Source organism: Enterococcus xiangfangensis (assembly GCF_005405365.1).
In the GTDB taxonomy this organism is placed as follows: domain Bacteria; phylum Bacillota; class Bacilli; order Lactobacillales; family Enterococcaceae; genus Enterococcus_A; species Enterococcus_A xiangfangensis.
This window is the reverse complement of the sequence record NZ_BJDX01000012.1, coordinates 16,754-40,141: the sequence shown is the minus strand read 5'-3', so window position 1 is coordinate 40,141 and position 23,388 is coordinate 16,754. Positions and strand designations below refer to the sequence as shown.

The window sequence follows — 23,388 nt, the reverse complement described above, 5'->3', positions numbered from 1 at the left end:
TTGAAAACGTTTTTATTTGTTTTTTTAGCTATAAATAAGGACTAATATATTGTTTTTAGAAAATTTCGAAAACACCGACGCAAACAACTACGGTTATTTTTAATCTTTTATTCATTTTATATTTATTCATTTTCGGTTTTTTTATTCTCTTTTGATTATATTTTTATCATTAATTGAATCAACTAACAGATATTCTACCTATACCAATAAAACAGTATTTCTTATTCGTGCACACGTCTATTAGGTTGCGCAAACAAAAGGGATAAAAAAACTCTCAGCTATTTTAAACTGAAAGTTTTTTATACTATATTAAACAATTATTTAATAGTTATAGCTTTTCTGATCCAGCGTATAAAAATTGATTTATCACTATATATTTAGTCAAAAGATGAATTATAGCTACTTAAAAAAATGAAATGATTGCCGCTAAAAACGCCATATAACTGACTAAGGGGATAACAAAAAATAATAGAACCAATAAAACCAGCACGATTTCATCCTTTTAGTTCATCAGGGATACTATTATTCGACTGTTCATCCATTTGTAGTTCTCTTCTTAATTACTAAAAAACCCCTAAGTTAGATTTTTAGTCTAATTTAGGGGCACACTTTCATTTAAGTGCTTAATTAATTACATTTTATTTTATAGACGATCGTTCAATTCTTTTGCTAAGTCTTCGAATCCTGGTTTTCCAAGTAAAGCGAACATATTTTTCTTGTAAGCTTCTACACCTGGTTGGTTGAATGGGTTTACGCCCAATAAGTAACCAGAAATACCTACAGCAATTTCAAAGAAGTACATTGCATAACCCAAAGTATAAGCATCCATTGTTGGGATGTTCAATACAAAGTTAGGCACTCCACCATCTGTGTGCGCTAATAATGTTCCTTGGTAGGCTTTAGAGTTAACGAAATCTACATCTTTGCCTTCTAAGTAACCTAAACCGTCTAAGTCAGATTCTTGTGAAGGAATCGCAACAGATTTACGAGGTTTCTCAACTTTTACGATTGTTTCGAAAATATTGCGACGGCCTTCTTGGATATATTGTCCAAATGAATGCAAGTCAGTTGAGAAGTTGGCACTTGATGGGTAAATTCCTTTCAAGTCTTTCCCTTCTGATTCGCCGTACAATTGTTTCCACCATTCGTTAAAATATTGCATACCTGGTTCATAGTTAACTAAAATTTCAGTTACTTTACCCTTACGGTATAAAATATTACGAAGTGCTGCGTATTGATACGCTTCGTTTTCGTCTAAGTTCTCGCTTGAATAAGCTTCACGGGCATCTGCTGCACCTTTCATCAGTGCATCGATGTCTGCGCCGCTGGCTGCGATTGGCAATAAACCAACTGCTGTAAGAACTGAGAAACGTCCGCCAACATCATCAGGGATAACAAAAGTTTCCCAACCTGCTGCATCTGCTTCGACTTTTACCGCTCCGCGAGCTTTATCTGTTGTTGCATAGATTCGTTTGTTTGCTTCTTCTTGACCATATTTTTTGATCAATAGTTCTTTGAAGACACGGAAGGCGATTGCTGGTTCAGTTGTCGTTCCTGATTTAGAAATCACGTTAACTGAAAAATCACGGTCACCGATCACTTCGATCAAATCAGCGATATATGTTGAGCTGATTGAATTTCCTGCGAAGAATACTTGTGGTGCTTTGCGGTCTTCTTTATCCAAGACATTAAAGAAACTTTGATGTAAAAATTCGATTGCTGCACGGGCTCCAAGGTATGAACCACCGATTCCGATTACCACTAATACTTCAGAATCAGATTGAATTTTTTCGGCTGCTTTTTTGATACGAGCAAATTCGTCTTTGTCGTAGTTTACTGGAAGATCGATCCAGCCAAGAAAATCATTTCCTGCGCCAGTCCCTTTGCGTAATGATTTGTGAGCTAATGCTACTTCAGATTTGATGTAGTCCATTTCATGTTCGCTCACGAACGGTGCTACTTTCGAATAATCGAAATGAATGTGTGCCATTGTTTTTCCTCCTTGAAAGTCACTTCATACAATCTATACTTTACGTTTCTTTTAATATTTTTTCAAGTTTAAACCTTTTAAAAAATTAAACTGTTCCTTGAGCCGCCATTGCAGCAGCAACTTTTGCGAAGCCTGCAATGTTTGCTCCAGCTGCAAAATTGTCTTTTTCAGCATATTTTTCTGCTGTATCACGGCAAGTTTCATAAATATTTTTCATGATTCCATCTAATTTGCTGTCGACTTCTTCAGCTGACCAGGCCAAACGTTGTGAATTTTGGCTCATTTCTAACGCTGAGACTGCAACTCCGCCAGCATTTGCTGCTTTCCCTGGTCCATAAAGTACGCCATTTTCATGATACAATTTGACTGCCTCGTTTGTACTTGGCATATTTGCGCCTTCAGCGACTACTTTCACACCATTTTTGACTAAGATCTCAGCTTTTTTATCATCGATCTCATTTTGAGTCGCACATGGTAATGCGATGTCCGCCGCTGTTTCAAGATCCCAAACAGAACCTTCATGGTATTCTGCAGATGGGCGTTCTTTTGCATATTCAGTTAAACGAGCTCGACGAACTTCTTTGATTTCTTTTAGAAGCTCAACATCAATTCCATTTTCATCGTAAATATAACCATTTGAATCAGAACAAGTTAGAGCAGTTGCGCCTAATGCTTGTGCTTTTTCGATTGCGTAGATTGCTACATTCCCGCTACCTGAAACAATCACTTTTTTGCCTTCGAAAGAATCTTTGCGATCTTCTAATAAATGTTTGACAAAGTAAACTGCACCATAACCAGTAGCTTCTGTCCGTACTAGACTTCCGTTGAAGCCTAATGGTTTACCTGTCAATACACCCATATCGTATTCACGCAACCGTTTGTATTGACCAAATAGGTACCCAATCTCACGACCGCCGACACCAATGTCGCCTGCTGGTACATCTAAATTCGGTCCAATATGTCTAGCTAATTCAGTCATGAAACTTTGGCAATAACGCATAATTTCAGCATCAGACTTACCTTTTGGATCAAAATCAGAACCGCCTTTTCCGCCGCCGATTGGAAGACCAGTTAAACTATTTTTGAAGATTTGTTCGAAGCCTAAAAATTTCAAGATACTTAGGTTCACACTTGGATGGAAACGCAATCCACCTTTATATGGCCCAATCGCTGAATTAAATTGTACTCGATAGCCGCGATTCACTTGCCAGTTGCCTTTATCATCTTGCCAAGGGACACGAAATTGAATCAAACGTTCCGGTTCTAGGATCATGCCTAAAATATTTTTCTCCACGTATTCTGGATGTTCCTCTAGAAAAGGAATGACTGTTGGTAAAAATTCTTCCACCGCTTGTAAAAATTCTTCTTGATTAGGATCTTTTTTCACCAGTTCTTTTTGAATCTGCTCTACATATTGTTTTACTTCCATCAAATTCCTCCTCACATTTAATACACATATTTTACATCATTTTCTAATAAAAGTGAAAATTTTTTTGTATTTCATTACAAATTGAATGCCAATCGTTCGTATTTACAGTATGATTAGACCGACTTATAAGTAAATTCGTGGATAAGGAGAAAATAAAATGAAGAAATTTGATGTAATCGTGGTTGGTGGAGGACCATCTGGAATGATGGCGGCGATTACCGCAGCACTGAATGGTGCCAAGGTCGCTTTATTTGAAAAAAATAAACGGTTAGGAAAAAAGTTGCTCATGACAGGCGGCGGTCGCTGCAATGTCACAAACAATCGGCCAGTTGATGACTTGATCACTCACATTCCTGGCAATGGTCGGTTTTTATATAGTACCTTCTCACAATTTGACAACCAAGATGTTATGCGCTTTTTCAGTGAGCGAGGAGTTGCTTTAAAAGAAGAAGATCACGGACGTATCTTTCCAGTTTCTGATAAATCGGCAACGATCGTGAACACATTAAAAGAGGAGCTGGAAAAATTAGCTGTTACCCTTTTCTTTAAAGAACCGATTGAAAAAATTATTACCGATGGCACAGTCATTCAAGGGGTCCGAACTGCAGAAGGCGATTATTCTGCAAAAAGTGTCATAATAACAACTGGCGGAATCACTTATCCTTCGACTGGATCACAAGGCGACGGCTATCGCTTTGCTAAATCCCTTGGACATCATGTCACTCCTTTGTATCCGACAGAATCACCGATTTTTTTAACAGATGATTTTATTGCGGATAAAATTTTGCAGGGTCTTTCTTTGCAAGATGTTAAATTAACTGTTGTCGATGAAAAAAATAAAACAATTGCTAGTCACGAAATGGACTTGCTCTTTACTCATTTTGGAATCTCCGGCCCAGCGGCTTTGCGCTGTTCAAGTTTTGTCAATCAATTGTTGCGCACTCAAAAAACAGCAACTTTAGTGTTAGATTGTTTTCCGAATAAAACCGATCGTGAATTATTGACAGAAATCACTGACTATTCAGCAACTTCGACTAAACAATTAAAAAATGCTTTAACTGGCTTCTTACCAGAACGATTGTTGCTGTACTTCTTATCAAAAGTTGGGATCAGCGACCAAACTTATAATCAAACGTCCAAAGAACAATTAGATGCCTTTGTTTCCTACTGTAAAAACTGGTCATTGACTGCGAATAAAACATTTGGTTTGGAAAAGTCATTTGTGACTGGTGGCGGTGTCGAACTAAAAGAGGTCAATCCGAAAGAATTGGCTAGCAAAAAAATCCCCGGACTTTACTTTGCCGGGGAAGTACTAGATGTCAATGGATATACAGGCGGTTATAATATTACTACTGCTTTTTGTACCGGCTATGTTGCGGGCACACACGCTGCCTACCATACGTTTTCTTAATCTTGCGTCAACTCCGTAAATCGTCCCCGCGTCAATTCTACAATGGCGTTGGGGGCGATTTCCATTTGCAGTCCTCTTTTGCCTGCTGAAATCGCAATCTGTTCAAAGTTTTTTGCTGAATCATCCACAAAAGTCGGGAAAAGCTTTTTCATCCCAATCGGTGAACACCCGCCGCGAATATAACCTGTCGTGGCTTCCAAGTCTTTCAAATGAAGCATCTCAACTTTTTTATTGCCGCTGGCTTTCGCGATTTTTTTCAAATCTAGTTCGTGGTCGCTAGGAATAACCGCTACAACTGGACCGGTTTTATTGCCTACTGCAACTAATGTTTTAAAAATCCTTGCAGCCTCGATCCCAACTTGTTCAGAAACATGTCCTGCACCTAAATCATCGTCGCTCCATGAATATTCATGTTCACTATAAGCAATCTTTTTTTGTTCGACTAAACGAATCGCATTGGTCTTTTGAATTTTTTTCTTAGCCAAATCAATCCCTCACTTCATGTATTTTCTAAAGTCTAGCAAAAAAAATGATCCAAAACAAATCAGATAAACTCTACGTTTAGACAAGAAAATCACTTATCAACCAAATAAAGAGTACCTACTAAAAAATTCCTTAGTCGATACTCTTGCATAGGCTATTTAGTTTCACTGATTAATTTTATTTCAACTCATTGATCATCATAGCTAATTTTTCCGCTTCGATTTGAGCATCCGGATAAGACTGACCGGCTAGACAACCATAGGTCATACAAGACCCGTCTAATGATCCACTGATTTGTGAAAATTTACCTAATCGGCCTAATGAGACCGAAATAATCGGTAACGAAACAAAGGTTTGAGCTTTCATTGCGATCTCCATTTGACGCAAGACATCTGCTTCATTTTGCGGTTGAACGACAATTTTTGCAATATCTGCTCCGCAGTGTTCTGTTAAATTCAAACGAAATAAAATGACAGCATCTTCTGGTGTTTCTTCAAAATTGTAATAACTTAAGATTACCCGCACATCCAACGATTGCATCCATTTGATAAAAGATGTTGATAATTGGTCGATGATTGAAACTTCCACATCAGCCAAATCAATCGCGCGTGAAGAAACAGCAAATTCATTGATATGCCGATATTGATTTAAGGAGAGCTCGATCTTCCCGCCTGCTTCAGCCATCCGCAAATTGAAAATCAATGGAATATTCCGAATTTCATCACGTAATGCTAGCAGCGTGGTATTTAACTTTTCATCATCTAAAATATCTTCATAATAATCCGCACGCCATTCGATCACTTCAGCAACTCTTTTCGCTTGAATGGCTTGTTCGATGATTTCATCAAACGTCGTTCCGACAATCGGCACACAGATCTTAGGCTTTCCCGCATCAAAACGGACATCTCTTACTTGAATATCCATCATAATTTCTCACACCTCAGTTTCTTCTATTTTTTTACCGTATAAAACAATACTTTCAAGTAATTGCTTTCTTCAAAGTCGCTAGCTGGAAAGTCTGCTGGTAAACGATAACTTTCTACTAATTGATAATCTACTTTCTTATTTTGCAACGCGGTTTCGATCGCGTACTTGAACTTTTTAATTGAAAGGTTCGCTGCATTTGTTGACGCGATGATCAGCCCGTCATCAGCCAAAATATCGACACTGTCTTCAATCAATCGTCCGTAATCTTTGGCGACTGAGAACGTCTTTTTCTTATTGCGGGCAAAACTTGGAGGATCCAAGATAATCACATCATAAGTTAAATTCTTTCTTCCCGCATAGCGGAAATAGTCAAACGTATCCATCACAATGATTTTTTGTTGCTCTAATGGCAATCCATTCACTTCAAATTGTTCTTGCGTTTTAGCTAAACTGCGCTGTGCCAAGTCCACACTGGTCGTCTCTAGCGCACCGCCGTATGCTGCAGCGACTGAAAACGCTCCTGTATAACTGAACATATTCAGGATCTTTTTCCCAGCAGCCAATCCTTCAGTCAGCCGTCCACGGACCTCTTTTTGATCCAAGAAAATACCGGTCATGTATCCTTCATCCAAGTATACGGCATAGGAAACCCCGTTTTCCATCACTATCAACGGTTCTTCCGGTTTTTCACCAGCCAACCAACGACTTTCTAGCAACTCACTTTTAAAACGTATCTTTTCAACGAGCCCTTTTGCAGTTGGAAAAACTTGTAGCAGACTAGCCACGATCATCTTTTGAAAATGATAAATGGTCTGATTGTACCAAGAGATCACCAAATAATCTGCGTAGTAATCAATCGTCATTCCACCAAAACCATCACCTTCGCCATTGAACAAACGAAAAGCTGTCGTCGTCTCATCTGAAAAAAAGACTTGACGTTTTTGAATCGCCTGTTGAAATTTTTGAGCTAAAAAATCTTGATTGATCCCTCGCCTTGTCTGATCAATCACCCAGCCAAACCCTTTATTCTGCTTGCCTAAATAACCAGTCGCGACATACTTATGTTTATTATCAACAAACTCCACCCATTCTAAGGGAATTTTTTTGATACTTTGTTTTAAATCTTCTTCTTGAATCAATGGATTTCCTTGGCGAATCCGTTTGATTCCATAATTAGTCAATTCTATTTTCACACTCATCCCCGCTTTCTTCTATAGTATATCAAAAAAAAATAGTATTTTTCGCTTATAAAGTTTTCTTTAAGCCTGATTGCTCTTGATTTAATAAGAATTGACGAGGTTGGCGGAAGCGAGTAAACTGATAACGAGTGAACGTTTCGCAGTTTATCTGCGTCAGAAAGGAAGTTTCCATTGAAAAAACTAAAAGCTCCTGCATTTTTGAATAAACGCCTTGGCTTCTATGCGTTATTGACATTCTTATTGTGGGCAAAAAGTGTTTTTGCATATTTATTTGAATTCAATTTAGGGATTGAAAGTCTGACTCAGTATTTCATCCTGTTTATTAATCCAATTGCATCGACAATGTTTTTATTATCGATTGCTTTATACGTACGCCGATCAAAGGCCTCTTATCTAACGATGATGATCATCTACGGATTAGCAAGTTTCTTACTATTTGCCAATGTAGTTTATTATCGTGAATTTACCGATTTTATTACTGTGAATACTTTCTTAGGAGCCGGCAAAGTGGCCAGTGGTTTAGGCGAAAGTGCGATTCGGCTGTTTCGTCCTTACGATATTTTATATTTGATCGATATCGTGATCTTACCGTTGCTATTATGGCGCAAACGTATCAAAGCAGAAGAACGGCCTGTTCGTGCTCGGATGGCTTTTGCCATGACGGCTCTTGCAGTCATGATTTTCTCAGGCAATCTTTTCTTAGCTGAAGCGGATCGTCCAGAATTACTGACACGGACTTTTTCTCGTGACTACTTGATCAAATACCTTGGGGTGAATGCCTTCACTGTTTACGACGGCATTCAAACGTATAAAACAAACCAAGTTCGAGCTGAAGCAAGTCCAAATGATTTAAAAGAAGTTGAGTCTTACGTAAAAGAACATTATGCTGCACCAAACAGCGAGTACTATGGTATCGCTAAAGGCCGCAACGTTATTACGATCCATTTAGAAAGCCTGCAACAATTTGTGATCGACTATAAGTTAAAAGATGAAAATGGACAAGAACATGAAGTAACCCCATTTTTAAATAGTATTTTCCATAGCAACAGTACCTTTGCCTTTGATAATTTCTTCCACCAAGTAAAAGCTGGAAAAACTTCGGACGCAGAAACATTGATGGAAAACTCATTATTTGGTTTAAATCAAGGTTCTTTATTCTCGCAGTTAGGCGGAAAAAACACCTTCCAAGCAGCTCCAGATATTTTGAAACAAACAGCCGGCTATACGAGCGCAGCATTCCACGGAAATTCAGGGAATTTCTGGAATCGTACTGAGACTTATAAGAATCTTGGGTATGACTATTTCTTTGATTCTTCTTACTATGATGTGAATGATGAAAATTCATTCCAATACGGCTTGCACGACAAACCGTTCTTCCAACAATCAGTTCAATATTTAGAACGTCTGCAACAGCCGTTCTATTCAAAATTTATCGCCGTTTCAAATCACTATCCATACAGTGAATTTAAAAATGACGAAGCTGGATTCCCAATGGCCAATACGAACGATGAAACAATCAACGGATACTTTGCTACAGCAAATTATCTCGACAAAGCGGTTGAAGAATTCTTCAATTACTTGAAAGCTTCGGGTTTATATGATAATTCGATCATTGTTATGTACGGTGACCATTATGGTATCTCTAATTCAAGAAACCCTGATCTAGCACCACTGCTTGGAAAATCAAAAGAAACATGGTCAAACTTTGACAATGCTCAAATGCAGCGTGTTCCTTATATGGTTCATATTCCTGGTCAAGATAAAGGCGGAATCAACCATACTTATGGCGGTGAAGTTGATGCCTTGCCTACTCTCTTGCACCTTTTAGGTACTGATACAAGCAAGTATATTCAATTAGGTCAAGATTTATTGTCAGAAGATAACGATCAAATCGTTGCGTTCCGTGATGGAGACTATGTCACACCTAATTACACGTATTACAGTGGAAACTTATACGATAATCAAAGTGGATTGCCAGTAGCTGAACCAGATGAAGCTCTGCAAAAACAAGCAGACGCTTGGAAAGATGCTGTTTCTACTCAGCTAAGCACTTCCGATAATATCAATAACGGTGACCTTCTCCGCTTCTATTCAGCTAGTGGATTGAAACCGATTGATGCTTCGCAATTTGATTACAAAGATGGGTTTAACAAACTAGTAAAAGCTGAAAATAAACTGGGGGATAAATCGACCAGCGTATTTTATCAAAATGGTAAGAAATCCACTCAAGAGCTGTACAAGACTCAAACGTACAAGCAGTATCAAGAACAAAGCCAATAATCAGATTCCAATCGGCACTCTTCACAAAACTGTGAAGAGTGTTTTTTCATTTATTTCTTCGGATAGAATTCATATTTCTTTCAAATTAGGCTTTTATACTTAGTATAAGAGGTGGGAATCTATGGAACTTATTTCAACGACACTTTCGACGATCAAACAACATCGTATCCAATTTTCGATTTCTTGGGCGATCTATCTCGTCGTGCTTTTTATTTTGACGAGTTTGGACATGTTAAAACTCGTCTTGAAACAAGTCGCTTCCTCCAATCAGATCCAATTGTTCACTAGCAAAGAAACAGAACAACTCCAAAAATATTTTTTTGATCGATTATCAATTAGTGCCGTCGGTTGTTTCATCTTATTGCTGATATTTTTCGGAGTCAGGATTCATCAGCAAAAAAAAAGGACGGTTCCAACAAAACAGTTCATCTACTCAACAGGTCTCGAATGTTTTTTGAGCATATTGATCGCAAGTATCTGTTTAATTTTATTTTTCACTGTTTTCGAGCCGGTTTACGAATCGATTTTGCAATTCTTTTACCGTCAAGGTTTAAGTCAGCTGAAGGAATTGCCAAACTTTGTTCTGAGTAATGGAACAAGCGGAATTGCTTATTCACTTCATTCGCCGCTCTCCTCCGAATTATCTTCGACCACGCTTTTGGATTTATTTTTGGGTTCGCTAGTTAAAGCTATTTTCTATATTTCCCTCTGTTTATGCTTGTCAACGATTATTTTTTGTCTGTTAGATTCACTTAAAAAATCGAGGAATGTTCATTAAACACGAACATTCCTCGATTTATTTATCGTTTTATCTAACAAACGCTTGAAAGTCGATTATTCCTTCCTTATACTTATAAAGTATTCGGTTTTTACCGATATAATGAACTTATTTCTAAGGAGCGTTTACTTATAATGGATAAATTCTTTAAATTAAAAGAACAAGGAACCACTATCTCCACCGAAGTAATGGCAGGAATCACAACATTCTTTGCCATGAGTTACATTTTGTTCGTTAATCCAAGTATTTTATCAGCATCAGGAATGCCGTTTCAAGCGGTCTTTCTCGCAACAATCATCGCCTCTGTCATCGGGACCTTGGTCATGGGAGTATTTGCAAATGTTCCCTATGCACAAGCACCTGGTATGGGATTAAACGCATTTTTCACTTACACGGTTGTATTCGGATTAGGTTATTCTTGGCAACAAGCTTTAGCAATGGTATTCATTTGTGGAATCATCAATATTTTGATTACTGTTACGAAAATTCGTAAATTGATCATTCATGCAATTCCTGAAAGTATGCAGCACGCAATCGGCGGCGGGATCGGGATCTTTGTTGCTTATGTAGGGATCAAAAATGCTGGTTTACTTTCATTTACTGCAGACTCCTCTGCAATCACCAGCAGCGTAGTTGAAGCCGGCAAAGCGACCAACGTTTCAATCAACAGCGGAATTGTTCCTGCTTTGGCAAACTTTAATAATGCACCAATTTTATTGGCGGTGATTGGTTTAGCCATTACCACTATTCTAGTCGTTAAAAATGTTCGCGGTGCGATCTTGATCGGTATTGTGATCACAACCTTATTAGGAATCCCAATGGGTGTTGTCCAACTAGGTTCGATCGATTGGCATGCAAATTCATTAGGCAGCTCGATCCAAGAACTTGGTACAACATTTGGGGCAGCCTTTGGTTCTGAAGGTATGGGATCATTGTTTGCCGATTCAGCCAAATTACCACAAGTTCTTATGACTATCTTAGCTTTCAGTTTATCTGATACTTTCGATACGATTGGAACTTTTATCGGGACTGGTCGTCGAACAGGAATCTTCTCGAAAGAAGATGAAAATGCCTTGGCCAATGACTCCCGCGGGTTCAAAACAAAAATGGACAAAGCATTATTCGCTGATGCGATCGCTACATCCATTGGTGCAATTTTTGGAACATCTAATACGACCACTTACGTCGAATCGGCTGCTGGTATCGGAGCCGGCGGACGGACAGGTCTTACCTCAGTTGTTGTAGCTATTTTATTTGCATTAAGCAGTTTATTTTCTCCACTGATTGCGATCGTACCTGCACAGGCTACTGCGCCGGCATTGATTTTGGTCGGTGTTATGATGTTAGCATCATTTGCTGATATCAATTGGTTAGATTTAGAAGAAGCCGTTCCCGCTTTCTTCGCCAGCATCTTTATGGGACTTTGCTACAGTATTTCTTATGGGATCGCAGCTGGATTTATTTTCTATACAATCGTCAAAGTTGTCAAAGGAAAATCTAAAGAGATCTCTCCGATTCTTTGGATCGTTGATCTTTTGTTCATCTTGAACTTTATTATCTTGGCCATTTTATAAAATAATCGTTCATAGTTAAAGAGCCGTGACAAATTCTGTCACGGCTCTTTTTTATTCTTCAGTTTTTTCTGGTTTGTCAGATTTGTCGGGAAATACGACTGTGAATGTCGTCCCTTTTTCTAACTGGCTAGCAACCTTGATTGTACCTCCATGTAAATGAACCAATTCTTCTACGATCGATAGACCTAAACCTGACTCGCCATATTTTGTATTTTTTCGTGATGGATCTGCTTTGTAATAACGATCCCAAATATTTTTCACTTGTTCTTCAGTCATGCCGATTCCAGTATCCGATATGGCAATCTCTGTTGCCTGCTCCAATTTCTTAATCGCAATCGTAATCGTTCCGTCTTTTGTAAACTGGATCGCATTTTGTACTAGATTGACCATGATTTGGACAAAACGATCATAATCAGCATAGACATTGATTGGATCTTTTGTTTGCAAAGTTAATTGATTTCCTGACGCTTCTGCTTTTGCTTGCAATTGAGTGACTAGTGTGGCGACGGCTTCAGTTGCATTGAACGTTTGCAACACGATACTTATTTGATTGGTCCGGATTTTTTCATAGTCCAGATTTTCATTGACCAAACGAATCAAGCGTGACGTTTCATTTTGCATCAATTTAATTGCCTTTTCCTTTTGATTTTCTGGAATTGCGTTATACTGCAGTCCTTCTAACAACCCATTGATCGTCGTCAAAGGCGTTCGCATCTCATGAGAAGCATCCGCCATAAATTGTTTACGTCGTTCTTCTTGCCGTTCGATTTCTTCTTGCGACTCTTTCAATGAGACCGTCATCTGATTAAAATCATTGGCTAAATCATCAAACTCATCCCGATTTCGATTAGGAACGACTACATCGAAATTCCCCGCCGCAACTTCTTTAGTCGCTGAACGCATTCGATTGATCCGTCTTACTTGCTGCATCGCAAAGAAATAACTTACGATGATCGCGACAAGTGACGCGATGATGAAAGCTTTAAATAAGTCGGTGACGATCAAATTAACACTCGTTTCCACATTCAATGCCGGTTGACTGACAAGCAATACACCGAAGAACTCACCATCTGTGAAAAAAGGGACCATCGCATAAGAAGTCGTTTTCTTCTGGCCCATCACGTTTTTCGAATTGGTTTCTTTTTGCTGCTGTCCTTCTTTTAACGCTCGCCACTGTGCATCACTGACTAGATCCTGATTGATCTTTCCTGATTGCTCAGGATATTGAACCGTTCTGTCTTTATTGATAAAGACAAAGGAAACGTCTTGCTGGTTTAAACTCGACTCGGTCACACCGATTGCAAATTGGAAAATCTCATTGCTCGACATCCCCTCAAAGCGAATATCCCTACTTAGCGATAGATTGTTTTTTTCCATTGATTGAGCATAACCAAGCAGTGTTTTGTAATTATTATCTTCAAGCGTCTTACGAGTAAACTGTGTAAAAGACACTCCTAACGTCAGGAGAATCAAGAGAATCAATCCACCAAATGCTAGTAATTGTTGATACAGGTATTTCATTGACCAACCTCGGTATCGTCAAATTTGTAGCCTACACCCCAAACAGTTTGAATAACTTGCGCACCGACTTTCTCGATTTTTTGACGTAATTTCTTGATATGAGCATCCACCGTTCGTTCATCACCAAAATATTGATAATCCCAAACTAACTCCAGTAACTGTTCACGGGTAAATACTTGCCGCGGTTTTTTCGCCATCGTATACAATAAATCAAACTCTTTAGGCGTCAAACCATCGATCGGTTTGCCGGCTAGATAGGCTTCGCGGGTTTTTAGATTCATCTTGAAATGATCCGTCTGGATATCAAAGCTTTCATCATTTGTTTCTGTATCTTTTTGTGGTTCAGCAGTCAACTCGCTGCGGCGATGCAGAGCCTTGATCCGAGCAATCAAAGTCAACGGTGAAAATGGTTTTGTGACATAATCATCAGCGCCCATCTCTAGCCCAATGACTTGATCACTTTCAGAATCTCTTGCCGTCAACATGATAATCGGTACTGTTTTAGAAACTTTACGAATCTGACGTCCGACTTCCATCCCGTCCATACTTGGCAGATTCAAGTCTAGTGTGATCATATCCCACTTTTCAGGATCTGCTTTAAAAGTCTCCAATCCTTCTTTGCCATCATATTTAAATTCCGCTTCCCAGCCTTCATTCAAAAAAAACATCTGCATCATTTCAGAAACAGATTCATTGTCTTCAATCATTAAAATTTTCATACTTTCCCCCCTGATATCATCTAATTCTCATTATAAGTATACTCTATTTCATTTTTTTCAACCATTACCTTACTCATATCTTCATCAACAATTTGTTTTTTCTTCAATCTTTCCGACATTTAGTATGAATTCTTAAATTAGTTATTACTTCTTTGCATTTTTTATAACAGGATGCTATACTCATCTTTGCAACAAAATATTTATTAGGGGGCCGTTACGGATTCGACAGGCATAGTTTGAGCTTGAATTGCGCTTCGTAGGTTACGTCTACGCAAAAACGTTACAGTTAAACATAACTGCAAAACAAAACAACAACTCTTACGCTTTAGCTGCCTAAAAACAGTTAGCGTAGATCCTCTCGGTATCGCCCATGTGCTCGAGTAAGGGTCCTATTCTAAGTGGGATACGTTTCAACTTTCCGTCTGTAAGTTGAAAAAGAGCTCATCAGACTAGCAATGTTCGCGGCCTGTCATGCGGCAGAGAACAAAGCGAAATTTAAATAGTATGACTATGAGCGTAGATTTTTAGGTGTCGATATGTTTGGACGCGGGTTCGACTCCCGCCGGCTCCATTTCATAGTTTTTGATGGTTTTCAAAAACGACTAAACCCTTGATTTGATAAGGATTTAGTCGTTTTTTATTTTCAGTGATTTTCGCTAAAAATATCAAATGGCATTTAATTTTGCATTCGGAAAAGAGAAAAGCAAGAAGACTTCTATGGCTAATTAAGCGATAGAAAGCTTCTTGCCTTTCTCTTTCTTGATACTTTTTTAAATAATTGTATCCCTTGCTGTTAATTTTTTTCAGGATTTTTTTGATCCAACTTATCTAATCGCTGCTCCATTTCTTCGAGCAGCTGAACCATCTGGCTATCACTTTGGTCTGGTAATAAATACTGATTCAAGTCTTCTACTTTTTCTTTGATCGACAATGCAGTTTCTTTTCCCAACGGAGTTAGTTTCAACAAAGCGCTGCGTTTGTCGTCTGAACTCAATTTATCGATATAGCCATTTTTCACTAGTGTATTAATCGCTCGAGTAATCGTACTTTGATTTAATTTAACTAAAGCAGAAAAATTGCTCTGAGTAATTTCTGGATAATCCAACAACTTCAATAAATAAAAATAATTGGTCGAGTTAATATGTGGTGAGTCAAACAGTTGATTTACATGAATCGTGATCGCCTGATTCAACAATGCCACTCGTTGGATCAAACCGTCTTCTTTTGTAAAAGTCATAATAGGTTACTCCTTTGTTCATGAAATAAACGGCTCCCATCACTACTTCATGATGGAAGCCGTACCTATTTATTATAACCTTACGCGTTTAAAAATGTTGGATTTTCTTTGAACATATCCCAAGTATTCTGGGTTGCTTGTTGATTAAATTCTTTCGTTGCGTTGAATTGTTCTTCTGATGTCCCGTAAGTAATATGAAATTGATCGTCTTCGATTTGCGCTACCACCGCTGGAATAAATTCATTTACTGCTACCCCATACGAATGTTCTGACGATCCACCGAGTTCAGTATTTACAGCTGGCGGAAAAATCTCAAATATTTTAACGGCAGTATCTTGTAATTGTAACCGTAAAGTTTCTGTGAATCCATGCAGACCTGTTTTGCCAGAGGTATAAAATGGTACCCAAGCACCTGGAGTAAGAACTAAACCAGAAGAAACATTGATGATCGCTGCTTCTTTTTTCGCCAAAAGATGATTCATTACTAAAATAGATAAATGCATTGGCGCTTCAAAATTAATGGCTAATTCTTGATGATAAAATGACCAATCTTTATCCGCGTTCTTCAAATTGATCCAGCGTTGAATCCCAGCATTGTTTATAAAGACATCATACTCAGGAAATTCCTCTTCTAATTTTCCAACTAGTTTCACCCGTTCTTCTGCATTGCTCAAATCTGCTTGTATTGCTTTTAAGGCCGGGGCACTTTCCAAAGCTTCTTTGATATTTTTTTCACTATAATCTACCACTAAGACCTCGTTGCCTGCTTCTAACAATTTTTTTGCAAGGTTAAAGCCAATTCCTGTTGTACCACCAGTAATCACCACATGCTTGTTTACTAATTCCATGATGAAACCTCCTTCTTGTTACTACATGATAACACTTTCATAAATATAAGTAAATGCATTTGCATGTTTATCGTGAAAGATGTTACAATCAACTTGCAAAATAAAAAGGAGGTCTACCCTATGATTTTAGTCACATCAGCAGCAGGCAATACTGGTCGAATCATCGTTCAACGGTTAGTCGATGCAGGATTCGATGTTTTGGCAACAGACATTGACCCAAAGGTAAAAGATTTAAATGGAATCAAAGATGCGATGGTAGGAGATTTAACTGATCTATCTTTCATCAACGCCCTCATGGAAAAAGCGACAAAAGTAGTTTATATCCCACCATTATTTTTGGCTCAAGAAGCTTTAATTGGTAAACGTATGATTGATTCAGCACAAGAACACGGCATTGAATATTTCCTATTTGTTTCTGTCATCCATCCAATTTTATCGACTTTACTACAACACACTGCTAAGCGTGAGGTAGAAGAATATTTGGTTTATAAAGGAATGGAAACTCAATTACCGTATACTATTTTACAACCGATGCATTACATGCATAACTTCAATCCAAAAGTTGTGGCTGAATCTGACAAGTATTCCATTTTCTACAATATTGATACAAAAGTTGGTTATGTGGCAACAGAGGATGTGGCAGATGTTGTCATCAAAATCTTCTCAGAAGGCAAAAAACATGACAAAGCAACGTATGAATTAGTTGGTACTCCTGCCTATTCACCAAATGATCTGATCGACATGTTCAATGACGTCACTGGAAAAAAAGCAGTTACAGAATACGTAGATGCAGAAACTTTCTTAAAACAAATCCAGGCAAATGATTTATTCTTCCAAGCAGCGGTCAAACAACTAGCCTATACGTATTCTACGTGGGGATTAGATGGCAATTCAAATGTGTTAACATGGCTACTCGGCCATGAACCAACAACTTTCAAAGATTATGTGAAGAAAAGTCTGGCTAAATAAAAAATATTCAACTCATACAAAACTATTATTATCGAGTCTTTTTAGTAAAAAACAATTTGAAGAAATGTTTATATATGTGGTGTGCTCTGTACACCACGTATTTTTTGTTTTCAAGGGTCAGTAATTGTTGTAAACTAATCTGTGATCATAAATTATACATATTTCAATAATTAAAGATGATCTATTCAAACAGTTTAGTTTTATTGTTTCTCCTATTTTAAGGACTTTATGGATCTATTCATCTTACTCAAGCACATCGAACAATAGTACCTCAAACAAAAATTTCGTTAGACAGGAATACCACACTTAAAGCTAGTAACGCATTTATAAAAAAAACGTCAAAAAACCATCGTTATAGAATGAGCTATACTAAGTATGATTCACAAGATTTTGAAACTATAGGTGAAAATATAGCTTTATATCAAAAGCAAAGCTATATAAAATTTAGCGGTATCTCTTTCCTACAGAGATAGAAATTCTACTTAAAATACCAAAAGATTATGAAGGAACTCTTCATATTTAAAACCGAAAGTTGAGAATCAATAGTAACAAACGTACATGCCAATCATTTGGTTACTTAAACTTCCAGTGATATAATCATCTAATCTATCGAAGTTAGTCCATTCAAGATACCCGCATAATCCAGCGAAGTTAATCAAATAGCCTATAAGTTGTTAAACTCGTCAGAAATAAAAATAGCTAGTGGTGTAGTTATTTTGAATTTACAAGATGGACTTATCGATAAAATAGATACAAATTCTGATAATGGTAGTATTTCAGTAGCTAAGGAACTAAAAGAAAATTCCTTATCAGCTTTCCCTTCTTTAAAAATCACAACAAAATTTGGAGCAATAAAAGTAAAATGATTTGTATCTTTCAATTTTGAAGAAAGAAGAATAACCCATCTACTCATTTTCAATGGTAGATGGGTTACTCTATAATCCTGGAATCGGTTCTTGTAATTGAATTTGGTTTTCTCGATCAAAATAAGAAACCATTTTTTTATTTAAATCTGTTGACCAGTAAAGAATCCCTGCCTTTCCGGCTAGTTCACAAAATTGTTCAAAAGTAATTACGCCCGACTGAGCTTGACGCACGGCTTGCTTAATACCCGTGCTATCCCCCTTTGGATCAACCGGTTTAGCAACACCATTCATTTTTAGATCGATGGAACTCTTTTGATCGAAATATCGATATATTCCTTCTTCTACCAGGTATTCATAACGAATTACACCTAGTTTTTGGAATTTTTTCATTAGTTCAGCGAATCCACCAGCATTTTTTTCTTCTTTAACTGCTTGTTCAATGGCTTGAAAATCTAATGTCATTCAACTTCTCCCCTATCTTCACAAAATGATACATCCACTATAGCGAGAAAATTTCCAACATGCAATTAGTTATTGCGCGTCCTAAAATAGTTTAGAGAAATATTATCGTTAGTCCATTCTATGCCACGTGTAAGCAACTTTACAAATAGATTTATTAATGCTAGGCTCCTTGTACGAATCAAGGAGGATTAAGAAACCATATGGATATTAAAGAACTGATCGATAAAAGCAATAAAATCAGAGCACGCTATCACGAATTAGAAGTTCAAAATCATGGAGAGATCTGGTCTGTTCAAGAAGATTTACTAGCTCTTTCAAATGACATCGGAAATCTAGATCGCCTTGTGCTGACAAAACTGGGACGGTATTATGATGAAACACCCTATACACTAGAGCATAAACTCGCAGAAAATATTTGGTGGTTGATTGAACTATCCACAAGATTAGAGATTGATATCGAAACCGAATTGGAAAAGTTTATCAAGGAAAAGGAATCTCTTTAACAAAGAATGACTGATTTTGAAAATAGTGGTCTGAACACGTACTCAGTTTTTTATTAACGCAAAAGCTCTGCAAAATTTGCTGGTAAAGAACAAGTTTTTTTATAAATCAAAATGATCTAGTCAACTATTTTTTGTTTATTTTACTTTTTAATGAGCTTTATTGGCTGATTATGCTAAAATTAGTTCAAAAGTTAGATATTTTTGTTTAGCTGAAATATATGCTCGATGGAACTATTTATTGCAAAGGAAGTGAATTGCTATGAAAAATACAGCTGAATTAAAGGCTGAAGCAAAAGAAATATTGCGAGGAAAATGGGGCAAAGCAGTTGTTTTAAACCTTATTCCGACACTATTAGGTGTAGCGGTAGTTATTGTTATCATACTCTCAGGACTGATCGGTTTTTACCTCCATGGATCGGATGGTGGGATGTTTTCTTCCGTTTCTGAGCAACAACAAACTACCACGAACAGTTGGGGAACAAATATTGTTTCTTCAATTATTAGTGCATTGTTTTTAAGCGGGATTTCTTGGACCTATCTCGATTTATTACGCGGAGTGCGCGATCAAATTGATCCGTTTAAAGATGCCTTTCGCGGATTTCAAGGAAAATTTATCGGTGGTGTCATTTTATTAGCCCTGCTAACTAGCATCTTTACAACATTATGGTCACTATTACTAGTCATTCCGGGAATTGTAAAACATTATTCCTATTCTCAAAGTTATTTTATTTATTACGATCAAATCGAACAAACGGGTGAAAAACCTAAAATACTCGACACGATCACAGCAAGCCGCCGCCTAATGGATGGCCATAAAGGCCGACTGTTTTGGTTAGATATCACTTTTATTGGGTGGTATCTCCTAACTATACCTACATTAGGAATCGCCTATTTATGGGTAGGTCCTTATGTTTCGGCTACTAAAGCCGCTTTTTACAACGACCTGCAAAATAACTTAAGAGAAGAATCTATCTAAATAATTTACTCTAGGTTAAAAAATCAATCACAAGTGCATAAAAGTCAGCCACCTTTTTCTGATGGCTGATTTTTGTGTTTTTAAAATCTTAAGGGTAGTCCAAAATCCATGAAAAAAACACCCGATTTAAACAGTACGTTAGATTTTAGTTGTATTGAAGAACGTAAGGATAGTGTCTTTTATTTTTTTTGTATCCTTAACGTAAACATCTTGATACGGAATTGAAAGTCCATTTTTTCTGATCATATCAGCGATGAATCGTGAATCCTTGTCGTTGAAAACAACAATATCTGCAGCAGGGATCTGATTGGTTGTCACATCATAACTAATGAACTCTAAGTCAATATCTGGCAACAATTCCTCTTTTATTTCCTCTTGAAATTTTTTTATCCTCCAGCCAGCTAGGTTGAAAGCATAGCCAAATGGCGCTCCCCCATCATCAACATTAATAGAGAATATCCAAACTGCCTTTTTCATAAATTTCCTCTCCTTTTTTTGCTGCTAATTTCTCGAAAGAAGCAATTCATATGATCCACAAACTATCTTTATTTCGATGAAAATAGACACATCCTTCATAATTTTTCATTATTGTTTTCTATTTTTATTCGTCCAAACAATTGTTGAGCCAATGACTCCATATGTCACTGCATACCAAACTATCGCCTTGAGATATGCCTTTATATTAAAAGGTTGTAAAAATAGTAGCTCCATTAAAAGTAGAAATAAGCTAAAAAAAAATAATGCTACCTAGAACTCTTTTGTATGTTGCTGGCCCTTTAAACATTCTTTTCCTTCTCTCTACAACTATCTCTGTCAAATCAATTATACCCCGGTTCCCTTTTGACCGCTAGACAGTCACAGATTTTACTAATTGAATATCTCGCTTGCTTTAATGACTAGATTTCGAAAAGATTGCATTTTCTATGTCTATATCTTCTAAGGTCAATTCTTGATAAAAAATGGCGAGATTTTTTTCGATTATGTAAAACCAAGTCAGCTTGAGAAACATTTGTTCCAACATCAAAACTGATTATTGAAAGATCCCGCTTTGATTTACTTCTTTGATCAGCTTCAGCATTAATCCAAAATTAGTTTTTTCAATGAGCCTTGATTTACTTCAGATTGATTGTAACCCAATTTTTTTGAGCGTATACTAGTAGAAAAGGAGACGATTACATGCGTTATATGTTTGGTACTATTTTTTTCCTACTGTCTGTGTGGCAATTTTGGATGACTAAACGTTCCTTTACTTATCTGAAACAAAATGGGAATAAAAATACGTCGCCATTTGTAATGTTTGGACAATGGAGTAGTTTAGCGATGGCTATAATCTTCCTTTTCGCTTCAATCAGCTGTTTTTTTGTTGATTATTCAAACTTTATTTAACAAGTCCCCCATCTTTTTGATTTTTACTCAATAGACAAATACAAAGAACTCCTTTCGATAGAATGAACGGTCGCTAGCCGCTTACACTATCAAAAGGAGTTCTTATTGTTTACGCAAAGAAACACGTGATATCTTCATTCAATACGATGATTTTTATTTGTGATAATGCAATGTGAGAAAATCAATCATTGAAATTGGATCATGCCCCGTTATCTTTTCAAAATCATCCGTTACTAAATCCATCAATCCCATCGCACCTGCTTGGTACATGGAGCCCAATTCAGCTCCATCCCCGTCAGACGCATAGATTTCAGCAAATTCTGCCACTGAAACTGGTGCATAACCAATTGGTTTCCCCGTAACTTCTGTCATAATTTTGCCTAGTTCAACCATTGTATAATGTTGTTTTTGAGTCACTGTATAAACCTGACCGTTATTACGCAGTTCAGGCTTCACTGCTAATTGGGCAATCGCTTCAGCACTATCTTCTTGTGCGATAAAGGATAAAGCTTCATTTCCCACTGGATAAATCAAGTTCTTACGTTCGATCAATTCAGGTAAATAGGGAACCAAAGGATCTGCGTACAACGAATTTTTGATTACTGCATAGTTCAATCCAGAGGCTGCTAAACGGCGTGGTACATAACCGTAATAAGCGGACATCGTAAATGGATTATTTTCTTGATCGGCATAAAAACTTACAAAAATAATCTCATTTACATCTGCTTCTTTCATTGCGGTCAGCGTATTTTCAAATTCTGTTACTCGTTGCAGCACATCATAAGTTTTGCTGGGAATATAGATTAAAACATCGGTTCCTTTGAAAGTGGTCGTCATCGTATCAGTATCTAAATAATCAATTTCGACTACTTCAACTCCTTGCTCTGCGAGTCCTGTTGCTTTAGCTGGTGTATGGACAGCAGCCCGAATGTTATTTGCACCGACCAACTTAATCATATCTTGCAGTACGATACTTCCTAAATGTCCAGTAGCTCCTGTAATTGTATATTTCATCAGTTAGACCCTCCGTTACTCATTATCTGTTTACAATAGTTATCCTTAGATAGTTCTGTATATGACGCTATAGCATATCTTTGCATATTGCTGTTTTTCCTAAATAATAGGACTCCTGATACAGCATGAATCTGAAAGTATTACTAACAAACACATTCTATTTTTTGAATAAAATCATTTCATCTATTACTTTGGTTACCTGATAGTCCATACATGAATAATTTCTCAAATTGTGGGATTAATTTAGGATCACTGATATGTGTAGAAACATATTCTGTAAACATATTAGCAAATAAACTTATCGCTTCATCTGAGACATCGCTATTTATCACACCTGACTTCCGACCTGACTTAATCATTAATTGCCAAAATCTATCGTTCCATTCTTTAGCATATGTTTGAACAGCTTTAGATTCACTAAACGCTCGCATAAACTCCTCATTAACTTCTGGTGTCAAAGTTAGCCTAAGCTGTTTAGATCTCAATTCAAATTTTTTAAATTTCAATAGAAAATCAAGCGTCTCATCCTCGGCAATTGCTTGTAATTCTTGAGAATTTTCTTTAAAGAACTGAAGGGCTACTTCCTCAGCTAACTCCTCTTTGCTTTTGAAATATTTGTACATTGTAACAAATGAGATTCCTGATAATTCACTTACCTCTTTAACACTTGTTTTTTGGATGCCATTTTTGATCATTAATTGATATGCCGCATCAATAATTTTTTTGCGATTAAGTTCTTTTTTCAAATCACGTTTCATGAACTCACCTCTTACGTTTAGTTAGCTTGGATATCTTTTGTTTAATCCTAGCACAAAA

21 protein-coding genes and 1 other RNA gene are annotated in these 23,388 nt (G+C 37.1%); 9 read left to right on the top strand and 13 right to left on the bottom strand.

All coding sequences use genetic code 11. The features are described from left to right. Window positions 1–643 precede the first annotated feature (643 nt). Both FFM68_RS12055 and gdhA read right to left on the bottom strand, forming a co-directional pair. Window positions 644–1,990 (bottom strand): glucose-6-phosphate isomerase, encoded by a 1,347-nt coding sequence (locus FFM68_RS12055; protein ID WP_137619558.1) that lies wholly within the window; start codon window positions 1,988–1,990, stop codon window positions 644–646. Window positions 1,991–2,075: 85 nt separating this feature from the next. Then, on the bottom strand, window positions 2,076–3,419 hold the full coding sequence (gene gdhA, locus FFM68_RS12050; protein WP_137619557.1) for an NADP-specific glutamate dehydrogenase: 1,344 nt from the start codon (window positions 3,417–3,419) through the stop codon (window positions 2,076–2,078). A gap of 157 nt (window positions 3,420–3,576) precedes the next feature. Between gdhA and FFM68_RS12045 the strand changes: the two genes are divergently transcribed. Then, the gene (locus FFM68_RS12045) at window positions 3,577–4,830 is read left to right on the top strand and encodes a BaiN/RdsA family NAD(P)/FAD-dependent oxidoreductase (protein ID WP_137619556.1); all 1,254 of its coding nucleotides are present in this window, start codon (window positions 3,577–3,579) and stop codon (window positions 4,828–4,830) included. Here FFM68_RS12045 and ybaK read toward each other — a convergent pair. From ybaK to FFM68_RS12030, 3 genes are all read right to left on the bottom strand, one after another. Beyond that, window positions 4,827–5,315 (bottom strand): Cys-tRNA(Pro) deacylase, encoded by a 489-nt coding sequence (gene ybaK / locus FFM68_RS12040; protein WP_137619555.1) that lies wholly within the window; start codon window positions 5,313–5,315, stop codon window positions 4,827–4,829. The two genes, FFM68_RS12045 and ybaK, sit on opposite strands and share 4 nt — an antisense overlap. A 175-nt stretch (window positions 5,316–5,490) precedes the next feature. Further along, window positions 5,491–6,240 (bottom strand): type I 3-dehydroquinate dehydratase, encoded by a 750-nt coding sequence (aroD, locus tag FFM68_RS12035; protein WP_137619554.1) that lies wholly within the window; start codon window positions 6,238–6,240, stop codon window positions 5,491–5,493. Window positions 6,241–6,263: 23 nt separating this feature from the next. Continuing rightward, the gene (locus FFM68_RS12030) at window positions 6,264–7,433 is read right to left on the bottom strand and encodes a class I SAM-dependent rRNA methyltransferase (protein WP_371852025.1); all 1,170 of its coding nucleotides are present in this window, start codon (window positions 7,431–7,433) and stop codon (window positions 6,264–6,266) included. A gap of 177 nt (window positions 7,434–7,610) precedes the next feature. On the opposite strand from FFM68_RS12030, the gene FFM68_RS12025 reads away from it, so the two are divergent. From FFM68_RS12025 to FFM68_RS12015, 3 genes are all read left to right on the top strand, one after another. Further along, complete coding sequence (locus tag FFM68_RS12025) at window positions 7,611–9,719, top strand: LTA synthase family protein (protein ID WP_137619552.1); 2,109 nt, start codon at window positions 7,611–7,613, stop codon at window positions 9,717–9,719. Window positions 9,720–9,840: 121 nt separating this feature from the next. Beyond that, a complete protein-coding gene (locus FFM68_RS12020; protein ID WP_137619551.1) occupies window positions 9,841–10,497 on the top strand; it encodes a hypothetical protein in 657 nt (218 codons plus the stop codon). A gap of 134 nt (window positions 10,498–10,631) precedes the next feature. Beyond that, window positions 10,632–12,071, top strand: coding sequence for an NCS2 family permease (locus FFM68_RS12015; protein ID WP_137619550.1), 1,440 nt, complete (start codon window positions 10,632–10,634; stop codon window positions 12,069–12,071). Window positions 12,072–12,122: 51 nt separating this feature from the next. Here the strand turns inward: FFM68_RS12015 and FFM68_RS12010 are convergent, their stop codons facing one another. Further along, complete coding sequence (locus FFM68_RS12010) at window positions 12,123–13,592, bottom strand: ATP-binding protein (protein WP_137619549.1); 1,470 nt, start codon at window positions 13,590–13,592, stop codon at window positions 12,123–12,125. Continuing rightward, window positions 13,589–14,311 carry a winged helix-turn-helix domain-containing protein gene (locus tag FFM68_RS12005; RefSeq protein WP_137619548.1) on the bottom strand — a complete coding sequence of 241 codons (723 nt, stop codon included), beginning with the start codon at window positions 14,309–14,311 and terminating at the stop codon, window positions 13,589–13,591. The genes FFM68_RS12010 and FFM68_RS12005 overlap by 4 nt, the downstream gene beginning before the upstream one ends. 207 nt (window positions 14,312–14,518) lie before the next feature. Here FFM68_RS12005 and ssrA point away from each other — a divergent pair. Further along, window positions 14,519–14,885: a transfer-messenger RNA gene (gene ssrA, locus FFM68_RS12000) on the top strand. A 219-nt stretch (window positions 14,886–15,104) separates the two neighbouring features. On the opposite strand, the gene FFM68_RS11995 is transcribed toward ssrA, so the two are convergent. Both FFM68_RS11995 and FFM68_RS11990 read right to left on the bottom strand, forming a co-directional pair. Further along, window positions 15,105–15,548, bottom strand: coding sequence for a MarR family winged helix-turn-helix transcriptional regulator (locus tag FFM68_RS11995; RefSeq protein WP_137619547.1), 444 nt, complete (start codon window positions 15,546–15,548; stop codon window positions 15,105–15,107). A gap of 80 nt (window positions 15,549–15,628) precedes the next feature. Beyond that, window positions 15,629–16,396 (bottom strand): SDR family oxidoreductase, encoded by a 768-nt coding sequence (locus FFM68_RS11990; RefSeq protein WP_137619546.1) that lies wholly within the window; start codon window positions 16,394–16,396, stop codon window positions 15,629–15,631. A gap of 120 nt (window positions 16,397–16,516) precedes the next feature. Here FFM68_RS11990 and FFM68_RS11985 point away from each other — a divergent pair, with 120 nt between their 5' ends. Next, complete coding sequence (locus tag FFM68_RS11985) at window positions 16,517–17,365, top strand: SDR family oxidoreductase (protein WP_137619545.1); 849 nt, start codon at window positions 16,517–16,519, stop codon at window positions 17,363–17,365. A gap of 716 nt (window positions 17,366–18,081) precedes the next feature. After that, window positions 18,082–18,231, top strand: coding sequence for a hypothetical protein (locus tag FFM68_RS13145; protein ID WP_167483493.1), 150 nt, complete (start codon window positions 18,082–18,084; stop codon window positions 18,229–18,231). Between the two features lie 69 nt (window positions 18,232–18,300). On the opposite strand, the gene FFM68_RS11980 is transcribed toward FFM68_RS13145, so the two are convergent. Then, on the bottom strand, window positions 18,301–18,693 hold the full coding sequence (locus FFM68_RS11980) for a DUF1398 family protein (protein WP_137619544.1): 393 nt from the start codon (window positions 18,691–18,693) through the stop codon (window positions 18,301–18,303). Between the two features lie 200 nt (window positions 18,694–18,893). Between FFM68_RS11980 and FFM68_RS11975 the strand changes: the two genes are divergently transcribed. Both FFM68_RS11975 and FFM68_RS11970 read left to right on the top strand, forming a co-directional pair. After that, on the top strand, window positions 18,894–19,196 hold the full coding sequence (locus FFM68_RS11975) for a nucleoside triphosphate pyrophosphohydrolase family protein (protein ID WP_137619543.1): 303 nt from the start codon (window positions 18,894–18,896) through the stop codon (window positions 19,194–19,196). Between the two features lie 259 nt (window positions 19,197–19,455). After that, window positions 19,456–20,172: a DUF975 family protein gene (locus FFM68_RS11970; RefSeq protein WP_137619542.1), complete on the top strand. Its 717-nt coding sequence runs from the start codon at window positions 19,456–19,458 to the stop codon at window positions 20,170–20,172. Between the two features lie 138 nt (window positions 20,173–20,310). Here FFM68_RS11970 and FFM68_RS11965 read toward each other — a convergent pair whose 3' ends face one another. The 3 genes from FFM68_RS11965 to FFM68_RS11950 form a co-directional block, all read right to left on the bottom strand. Continuing rightward, window positions 20,311–20,649 carry a hypothetical protein gene (locus FFM68_RS11965; RefSeq protein ID WP_137619541.1) on the bottom strand — a complete coding sequence of 113 codons (339 nt, stop codon included), beginning with the start codon at window positions 20,647–20,649 and terminating at the stop codon, window positions 20,311–20,313. A 1,062-nt stretch (window positions 20,650–21,711) separates the two neighbouring features. After that, window positions 21,712–22,572: an NmrA family NAD(P)-binding protein gene (locus FFM68_RS11955; RefSeq protein ID WP_137619539.1), complete on the bottom strand. Its 861-nt coding sequence runs from the start codon at window positions 22,570–22,572 to the stop codon at window positions 21,712–21,714. Between the two features lie 179 nt (window positions 22,573–22,751). Continuing rightward, on the bottom strand, window positions 22,752–23,330 hold the full coding sequence (locus FFM68_RS11950; protein WP_137619538.1) for a TetR/AcrR family transcriptional regulator: 579 nt from the start codon (window positions 23,328–23,330) through the stop codon (window positions 22,752–22,754). Between the last annotated feature and the right edge of the window lie 58 nt (window positions 23,331–23,388).